General features: G+C 42.7%; 7 protein-coding genes. 5 read left to right on the top strand and 2 right to left on the bottom strand.

Annotated elements, in window-relative coordinates; translation table 11 throughout:
• Positions 1-85: 85 nt before the first annotated feature.
• The 4 genes from IQ229_RS04190 (at position 86) to IQ229_RS04175 (ending at position 5694) form a co-directional block, all read left to right on the top strand.
• Complete coding sequence (locus IQ229_RS04190) at positions 86-1945, top strand: NAD(P)H-quinone oxidoreductase subunit F (RefSeq protein WP_194041549.1); 1860 nt, start codon at positions 86-88, stop codon at positions 1943-1945.
• Positions 1946-2018: 73 nt separating this feature from the next.
• A complete protein-coding gene (locus tag IQ229_RS04185; RefSeq protein ID WP_194041547.1) occupies positions 2019-2732 on the top strand; it encodes a carbonic anhydrase in 714 nt (237 codons plus the stop codon).
• A 79-nt stretch (positions 2733-2811) separates the two neighbouring features.
• Positions 2812-4308 (top strand): NADH-quinone oxidoreductase subunit M, encoded by a 1497-nt coding sequence (locus IQ229_RS04180; protein ID WP_194041545.1) that lies wholly within the window; start codon positions 2812-2814, stop codon positions 4306-4308.
• Between the two features lie 78 nt (positions 4309-4386).
• Positions 4387-5694 carry a CO2 hydration protein gene (locus IQ229_RS04175; RefSeq protein WP_194041543.1) on the top strand — a complete coding sequence of 436 codons (1308 nt, stop codon included), beginning with the start codon at positions 4387-4389 and terminating at the stop codon, positions 5692-5694.
• A gap of 90 nt (positions 5695-5784) precedes the next feature.
• Here IQ229_RS04175 and chrA read toward each other — a convergent pair whose 3' ends face one another.
• Both chrA and IQ229_RS04165 read right to left on the bottom strand, forming a co-directional pair.
• Complete coding sequence (gene chrA, locus IQ229_RS04170; RefSeq protein WP_194041541.1) at positions 5785-7005, bottom strand: chromate efflux transporter; 1221 nt, start codon at positions 7003-7005, stop codon at positions 5785-5787.
• Complete coding sequence (locus IQ229_RS04165) at positions 7002-7442, bottom strand: protein tyrosine phosphatase family protein (protein WP_194041539.1); 441 nt, start codon at positions 7440-7442, stop codon at positions 7002-7004. Before IQ229_RS04165 ends, chrA begins: the two co-directional genes overlap by 4 nt.
• A gap of 605 nt (positions 7443-8047) precedes the next feature.
• Here IQ229_RS04165 and IQ229_RS04155 point away from each other — a divergent pair.
• On the top strand, positions 8048-8590 hold the full coding sequence (locus IQ229_RS04155; RefSeq protein WP_194041535.1) for a GNAT family N-acetyltransferase: 543 nt from the start codon (positions 8048-8050) through the stop codon (positions 8588-8590).
• The last annotated feature ends 204 nt before the right edge of the window (positions 8591-8794 follow it).

Genomic DNA, 8794 nt, shown 5'->3' with positions numbered 1-8794 from the left:
GTCGTAGACATCGGTGGGTTAACAGGGATCAACGCCAGTTGAATCAAAAACCCAATTTTTTAATAACAATATAGAGGTTAAGTTGATGGCTCAGTTTCTACTAGAGACTGTTTGGCTAGTTCCGTGCTATGCCTTAATAGGTGGCTTGTTAGCCGTGCCTTGGTCCCCGGGGATCATTCGGAAAACGGGGCCAAGACCGGCGGGTTATGTAAATTTGGTGATGACATTTTTGGCGTTTGTGCATAGTGCGATCGCCTTACAAGCAACTTGGAATTATCCAGCCCAAGAAGTGTTTATTCCGTGGTTATCTACGGCTGGTTTAGACTTAACCATTGCTTTAGATATATCCTCGGTGAGTGTCGGCGCTTTGGTTGTGATTACTGGCTTGAATTTGCTGGCGCAGATTTATGCCATCGGCTACATGGAAATGGATTGGGGTTGGGGACGCTTCTATTCTTTATTAGGATTATTTGAAGCGGGATTATGTGCCCTTGCTTTGTGTAATAACTTGTTCTTCAGCTATGTAATTTTGGAAGTCCTAACGCTGGGAACCTATTTATTAGTCGGCTTATGGTTTAGCCAGCCTTTGGTAGTTTCAGGTGCTAGAGATGCGTTTTTAACCAAGCGCGTGGGAGACTTATTCTTGCTGATGGGCGTGTTGGCATTATGGCCTTTAGCTGGAACTTGGAATTATCCAGAATTAGCTGAATGGGCGGCTACTGCTAACGTCAACCCGACAACTATGGCACTGGTAAGTTTAGCTTTAATTGCTGGGCCGATGGGTAAATGTGCCCAATTTCCCCTGCATTTATGGCTAGATGAAGCGATGGAAGGCCCAGTTCCCAGTACGATTTTGCGGAACTCGGTAGTAGTAGCTAGTGGTGCATGGGTGCTGATTAAATTGCAACCGGTATTAACCATCTCGCCCATAGCTTCCTCAGCGATGGTGGCCATTGGTGCGGTGACAGCCGTGGGTGCTTCTTTAATTGCGATCGCGCAAATCGATATGAAACGCTGTCAATCCTATTCTGTCAGCGCATACATGGGTTTAGTATTCATCGCTGTGGGAGTGCAACAAGACGAAGCGGCGCTATTGTTAGTACTCACCCACGCCATATCCGCAGCACTATTGGTGATGAGTACGGGCGGAATTATCTGGAATAGCATCACCCAAGACGTAACCCAACTTGGTGGACTATGGAAGCGTCGCCCGATTTCTGGAATCGCCTTTATTGTAGGCAGTTTAGGATTAATTGGTTTTCCACCACTGGGTAGCTTTTGGGCGCTGATGGAATTAGCAGATGGGCTGTGGGAAACTCAACCTTGGTTAGTGGGAGTAATAATCGCGGTAAATGCTTTGACAGCCGTGAGTTTGACCAGAGAATTCGCTTTACTTTTTGGTGGTAAAGCTACACAAATGACAGAGCGATCGCCTGAAGCTCACTGGCCGATGATTCTGCCGATGATGATTCTACTTGGCTTTAATCTACATCTTCCTTTCATCTTGCAAAATTTATCACTTTTACCAGATTGGGTAAGCCTAAATAAAGATGTTGCACTACTTTTAAATTGGTCAAGTATTTTCGGTTGCAGCATCACTGGCATAATTTATTTCGGCAATATTCCCAAACCGATTCGCCTCCCTTGGCAAGGTTTACAAGACTTAATAGCATACGACTTTTACACCCCAAAACTCTATAAAATGACTATAATTTTTGGAGTTGCCAAAATTTCCCAACTTGCCGATATGATTGACCGCTTTGTAGTCGATGGCATCGTTAATTTGGTTGGTTTATTTTCGCTATTAGGTGGGGAAAGTCTCAAATACAGCACTTCTGGACAAACCCAGTTTTATGCCTTCACCGTCCTTCTAGGAGTGAGCATTTTAGGAATGTGGGTAACTTGGTCATTTTGGGGAGTGCAGCTTTTAAAATTGATTTCCTAAATCACTAGATTTAGGTATCCAATGCCGTTTTATTACAAACAGACAGACAGTTTAATATTGTGAGAAGAATTCCATGAGCAAACAAAATCCGCAAATCAATCTTTCCAGAAGAACTTTATTCAAGGTTAGTGCAGGTGCGATCGGTACAGGAGTAGTGACAGCAGGACTTGGCTCAAACTTACTTGCGCCCGAAAAAGCCTCGGCAGAAAATGATATTAGCCCCGAAAAAGCATTGCAAGACTTATTAGATGGGAATAAAAGATTTGTCCAAAGAAGACGTCGTAATCCTGACCAAATCTATTCCCGTTTACTTGAAGTTGCCAAAAGTCAAAAGCCCTTTGCTTCTATTCTAAGCTGTGCAGATTCACGAGTTCCTTCAGAGATTATATTTGATAAGGGATTTGGAGATTTATTTGTCTGCCGTGTAGCTGGTAATATTGCTACACCAGAAGAAATTGGTAGCCTAGAATTTGGCAGTTTAATATTAGGCTCCAAAGTCATTATGGTAGTAGGGCATGAAAGATGTGGTGCAGTAGATGCCGCAATTAAGGGCGCTCCAGTGCCGGGACAGATTGGTAGTTTGCTTGAGGCGATTAAACCAAGTGTAGAAAGTTCCAAAAACCAGAGAGGAGATAAGCTAGAAAATGCTTGTAAAGCAAATATTTTAGCCCAAATGAGAAAATTGAAATCATCACAAGTTTTATCTAAGTTAATAGATGAAGAAAAGCTGATAATAGTCGGTGGTTACTATGATTTAGATACTGGCATAATCACCAGAGTAGGCTAATTTTTTTGTCCTTTGTCATTAGTCATTGGTCATTGCTAAGTTACAAAGGACAAATAACAAAGGACAAAGGACAAATATAATGTTAAGTGTTTTAATTTGGCTGCCAATTTTCGCTGCTATTGTTATAGCAATATTACCTGTAAGTTTCCCTAAACATCGCATTCGTTTAACAGCATTAATTTTTTCTGGGATAGTTCTTTGTTGGAACCTTTTTATCCTGCTAAAATTTGATATCACCAATCCAGGGATGCAATTTAAAGAGTATCTACCCTGGAACGAAACCCTTGGCTTGAGCTATCAAATAGGTGTTGATGGGCTTTCTATATTAATGTTGGTATTAAATAGCCTGCTCACCTGGATTTCTATTTACAGCAGTAGTAAAGAAACTGAACGCCCCCGGCTATTCTACTCCATGATTTTATTAGTTAGTGGAGGAGTTGCAGGTGCTTTCCTAGCTGAAAATTTGCTGCTATTCTTCCTATTCTACGAACTAGAATTAATCCCCTTCTATTTACTAATTTCCATTTGGGGAGGGGAAAAACGGGCTTATGCTGGAATTAAATTCCTGATTTATACTGCTGTTTCAGGAGCATTAATTCTGGCGACATTCTTGGGTATGGTGTGGCTAAGTGGTTCTACCAATTTTGCTTTTGATGCAGTCTCAACAGAAAATCTCTCAACAGCAAAACAAATCCTTTTACTAGCAGGGATAGTATTAGGTTTTGGCATTAAAATTCCCTTGGTTCCCTTCCATACTTGGCTACCCGATGCTTACGTTGAAGCTTCAGCACCAATTGCCATTCTTCTTGGTGGTGTGTTAGCAAAACTGGGAACTTATGGAATGTTGCGATTTGGGTTGGGTATGTTTCCCCATGCTTGGAGTATTATTGCACCGACTTTGGCAATTTGGGGAGCAGTCAGTGCTATTTATGGAGCAGTAATTGCGATCGCTCAAAAAGATATCAAGCGCATGGTAGCATATAGTTCCGTCGGTCACATGGGCTATATCTTGCTAGCTGGTGCTGCTAGTACTCCCTTAGCACTTGTGGGTGCAGTCGCCCAAATGTTTAGCCACGGTATCATCCTGGCGATTCTCTTCCACTTGGTAGGAGTCGTGGAAGCGAAAGTCGGAACACGCGAATTAGATAAACTCAATGGTTTGATGAGTCCCATACGCGGCTTACCTCTAATTAGTGCCTTACTAGTTTTAGGTGGGATGGCTAGTGCAGGTATTCCCGGTTTAACAGGATTTATCGCCGAATTTATCGTCTTTCAAGGTAGTTTCTCAATCTTTCCCATTCCAACAATTTTGTGTGTAATAGCTAGTGGATTAACCGCAGTTTATTTTGTCATCCTCCTCAACCGCACCTGTTTTGGCAAACTCGATAACGTCGCCTACTATCCCAAAGTTCTTTGGTCTGAGAAAATACCAGCTTTAATTTTGGCAGCTTTCATCATCTTTTTGGGAGTACAACCCACTTGGTTAGTGCGTTGGAGTGAATCCACAACTACAACAATGGTGGCTGCAATTCCCACCTTAGAAAAAACCGTAATCTCTGAAGTAGCGCTGAAATAGGTTACAGGTTATAGGTTATAGGTTACAGGTTACAGTTTTTTCCTCTATCCCCAATCCCCATTCCCCATTCCTCATAACATGACAGCAATTAAAACAGCAATAAAATTACCTCCTTCAAAACACGAATTTGCCGAAGTAATTCACCGCTTAGAAGCAGGCGGTGCAATGTTACCCGATACTCCAGAAAATTTGATGCAAATCATCGGTTTATACAAAGCTTATGCTGTGCCGATGGATTTTTACTGGCGTGACCTACTTTATATTGCCGAACGCGAATTCTTAAACCCGCTTCCTTTCTTTAAATACTTCTTACCCAAAGAGTATTTAGAACTGCACAATCATTACGCTGGCGATGATGCCGATTTACGAATTTGGCGCGGCGAAGCTACTGCACATCCAGAACTTTTGGCATTTATTGAAAAGGGTGAAACCTTCAAAATGCCGAAGTTGTTGCATCACTTGTTCCACGATCGCATTAACATGGAATTTGCGGAAGCTTGTATGCGGGCGATGTTGTGGCACAGAGGGATGGGTGGGCAATTTGACCCTTACCTAGATTCTGAAGAATACAAAGCCAACGCCGATAGGGCAATTAAAGCTTACTTCCAAGGGAACCCCGTAATGCTGGGGCTTTACAATCTGTTTCCCGATATGTTTTTGGAACAGTGCCGCCAGATGTCATACTACGCTAATCTGGGCTTATTCTGGGAAATCATGGCCCCAGTGTTCTTTGAAATGTCCGATCGCTATGACGAAGGTACCATTAGCAGCGTTCCAGAGGCGATGAATTTCTTAGTTAATGGTATATTTGCGATCGCAGGTCGTCCCATTTACCATCACGTTTATATTCGTGGTGAATGCTACGAAATTATCCCCAAATCCAAGGGTTTTATGTGGCTATATGAAGCAGCATTACCTTATGTAGAAGCAGTTTTCTATCGCACCGCACCCTTCCGGGGGACGAAATCTTATAATGCTCAAGCGCGTCAAGTACCAGAAGACCAAAAAGACTTTCACTTTGGTATTCTTTACGCTGATGTATTTCCAGTGGGTACTGCTGGCATTCCCCCGACATTATTAATGCAAGATATGTTGCATTTTTTGCCACCATATCTTGTTGATTACTACAGCCAACATTGCCGGGGTGAAGAAGATATGTTGATTCAGTTGGGAGTGAGTTTTCAACGCTCAATGTATTGTGTTACTTCTGCGGTAATTCAAGCTTTGCGAACTGCACTTTTATATCCTTTAGATGACCAAAATCCCAAGCATTTACAAGCTAATCGAGACTTTTTTGAAATGCAGCTAAATCGCTTTACCCGTGTTGATTACAATATTCGTGATGCTGCCCGTTTAGGAAGCATTCAAAGTCAAGATTATCGATAAGATATCTCCATCTAAAACCTTTGTAGAGACGTAGCAGTGATACGTCTCTACATTTTTTTTTAAATTTAGTAATCTCAAATAGTTGCAATTTCATCGAGTGTAGCCCAAGAGTGAAGCACCCCATCCAATGAAGGCGCTACTAAAGACTAACCATGCAGCATTAATGCGAAAGCGAATAGCTAAAATGGCTGAGACGATCGCGATCGCCAAACCGAGAAAATCTACAAATGGGGCTTGTGGTAATGTTAAAGTTGCTGTCCCCAGTTGTAGAGTAGTCACAACCATTAAGGCTACAGCACTAACATTCACAGCATCCAAAAATGCTCTAGTCCAAGAAGAAGCTCGTAAGCGGGGGATTAAGGGATTCAGGGCAGCAACGAAAACAAAAGAAGGTAGAAAAATTCCGATTGTGGCAACAATTGCGCCAGGTATGCCAGCAATCACATAACCGATAAACGTAGCAGTGGAAAGTACTGGCCCAGGGGTAAATTGACCAATTGCGATCGCATCTAATAACTGCTGTTGTGTCAGCCAGCCGTATTCTTGAACTAATTCCCCTTGCAGAAAAGCCACCAAAAGGTAGCCACCACCAAACAAGACACTACCAACTTTCAGAAAAAACCAACCCAACTGCCATAAGGAAACATTGGCTACAGTCGATGTAGTAGCTACCGATGTCGCAAGTACAGCGGATGCTTTCAAAGTTGCACCTGTACTGAGACTAGCAATCAGAAAGTTGGCTTTATCTCCTGGTTTATCGTGTTTATCGCCAGAATGTAACCAAACCATACCCAGCAATCCCCCAATTAATAGGGCAATTACTTCATTTAATTTGAATAACAATGTCAGCAATGCCACAGCGAAAGCAATTACTAGTAATTGGCGAGTTTTCACAGCCTTTTTGGCTAACCCCCAGAGAGCATTGATGATGATTGCTAAAACAGCCGGTTTAATACCATAAAGTAAGGGAGCAATTTGGGGTAGAGTACCGTAGGCAACATAAACCCAAGCAAACCCACCAGTAATTAGAACCGCAGGTAAGACAAAACAGACACCTGACACAATCAGCCCCAGCCATCCTGCATAGATGTATCCTATATGGATAGCCATTTCTGTGGAATTTGGCCCAGGAATTAGGTTAGTTGCACCCAGCAAATCTAGAAAATGCTCCCTTGTCAACCACTGACGCCGCTTAACCACTTCATCTTCAATCATGGCAATATGGGCAACCGGGCCCCCAAAGCCGATGATGCCCAATTTAAAAAACAGGTTGGCGAGTTCACCCAAACGACTTGGTGCTGAGTTAGTCATTTTTGCTTGGCAATATACTTTTCAAGTAGGAATTGCTTGAGGTGGGGTTGTTCTAAATTTAAACCAAGCTCTTGAGCTTTCTGACTAATTTCCTCATAAGTCAGACCTTCACTAATAGCATTGGCAATCAAGGCGATACCACTAGCCCTTGCTCCAGCAGCACAGTGAATTAAAATTGGTTTGGGTAAGTTCTCAATCTCCTGAATTGCTAACTCTGTTTGCTCTTGATTTGCTTCTGAAGGCTTTAATGGGACATTGGCATATTGCAGTCCAGCCGCTTGAGCTTGCTGCTGTTCGTCACTGAGAAAACCTGCTTCATCGGGAGAACGCAGGTTCAGCACTGACTTAAATCCCTCTTGGGCTGCCTGTTTTAACTCTTCAGAAGTTAGTTGTCCAGCAGCGCTCAAGTCTTCACTAACTTTTTTAGTGTTGCTCATAATCATTAAAGACACTATTCCGATGGTTTTATAGTAGTTTATTTTGTAGACTATTTATAGAGCAATTTTCCTAGAGTACTTGAGCCTAAAATGCAAATGCCTTGACCGAGGAAAGAATACTGACGCAAAGCAGCTTCTATTTCTTAAATGACATGAAAATCACAGTTTTCTCGCAGCATCAATTTTCCCAGTCTTGCCATCAGTCTTTCAGCACTAGCACTACTGTATAAATAATCGATCGCTTCAAGGCAATAATAAAACTCAAAAGGCTGCGATCGCTCTGCTTAAATTTAAAAAGCCCTGATAAAAGTTCAGGGCTTTGATTTATATGCGGTTTATTAAATGCCAGCCTAAAATTTGTGCTAGCGCTTTTCTATAAAATTAATCATCCCTGAATCGCTTGCTTAAAGATAGCGGAGAACTACCCGTTTTCTACCTGGGTAGCTATTTAATAAATTCTTTAGATTTGTATGTATCTTCACTGTGCGATGGCGTACTCGCCCGCCGTAGGCGATCGCTTCTTGGTAAAATTCCCCTATCCTTTGGTATTTGATTACACCACAGTAAATATGAGTAGGTAAGTGCTAACTAACCTGAGTAAAGCCATGAACTATAACGTACCACCTCCGATGAGAATAAATCTCCGCCCTGCTACCTTTGCTGATTTGGATCTGCTGCGACATTGGGATGAGCAACCTCATGTGGTAGAATCCGACCCTAACGATGACTGGGGCTGGGAGACAGAACTTGACCGCACTCCTGAATGGAGAGAGCAATTAATTGCTGAAATTGATGGTCGCCCCATCGGATTTATTCAGATCATCGATCCGGCACGTGAGGATAGTCACTACTGGGGTGATGTTCCGGCGAATCTTCGCGCGATTGATATCTGGATTGGGGAAGAGAGCGATTTGGGCAAAGGCTATGGAACCGAGATGATGCAGCTTGCACTTGCTCGATGTTTTGCTGACCCGCAAGTGATAGCTGTACTCGTCGATCCACTTGCTGGCAATACCCGCGTCCACCGCTTTTATGAACGTTTTGGTTTCCAATTTGTCGAGTCTCGACGATTTGGTGACGATGACTGCTTCGTTTATCGTATGAACCGAGTAGATTGGCATCATGAAGGTGTCACGGCAGCACATTGATACGGTTTCAATACTGTTCGGTTAAGCATTTTTAACTTGGAATTGGGCTTTGGGTTAAAGGTTTTTCCCTTTTACCCTTCCCCTTTAACCGAAGTTTAATCAGTAATATCATGTTCGCTTGATTACTTATTAAACCCGAAGAACCCCACCCCGCCAAAGCTACGCTTCGTCTCCCCTCCCCGCAGGCGGGGAGGGGTGCAATGA

The sequence above is a fragment of the Nostoc cf. edaphicum LEGE 07299 genome (assembly GCF_015207245.1).
Taxonomy (GTDB): Bacteria; Cyanobacteriota; Cyanobacteriia; order Cyanobacteriales; family Nostocaceae; genus Nostoc; species Nostoc edaphicum_B.
Note: the sequence above shows the minus strand (reverse complement) of the source record. Positions and strands in the feature narration are given on the sequence as shown.

Coding starts and splice junctions, on each gene's coding strand:
- IQ229_RS04190 (WP_194041549.1), top strand. CDS start 86: ATGGCTCAGTTTCTACTAGAGACTGTTTGGCTAGTTCCGTGCTATGCC.
- IQ229_RS04185 (WP_194041547.1), top strand. CDS start 2,019: ATGAGCAAACAAAATCCGCAAATCAATCTTTCCAGAAGAACTTTATTC.
- IQ229_RS04180 (WP_194041545.1), top strand. CDS start 2,812: ATGTTAAGTGTTTTAATTTGGCTGCCAATTTTCGCTGCTATTGTTATA.
- IQ229_RS04175 (WP_194041543.1), top strand. CDS start 4,387: ATGACAGCAATTAAAACAGCAATAAAATTACCTCCTTCAAAACACGAA.
- chrA (WP_194041541.1), bottom strand. CDS start 7,005: ATGACTAACTCAGCACCAAGTCGTTTGGGTGAACTCGCCAACCTGTTT.
- IQ229_RS04165 (WP_194041539.1), bottom strand. CDS start 7,442: ATGAGCAACACTAAAAAAGTTAGTGAAGACTTGAGCGCTGCTGGACAA.
- IQ229_RS04155 (WP_194041535.1), top strand. CDS start 8,048: ATGAACTATAACGTACCACCTCCGATGAGAATAAATCTCCGCCCTGCT.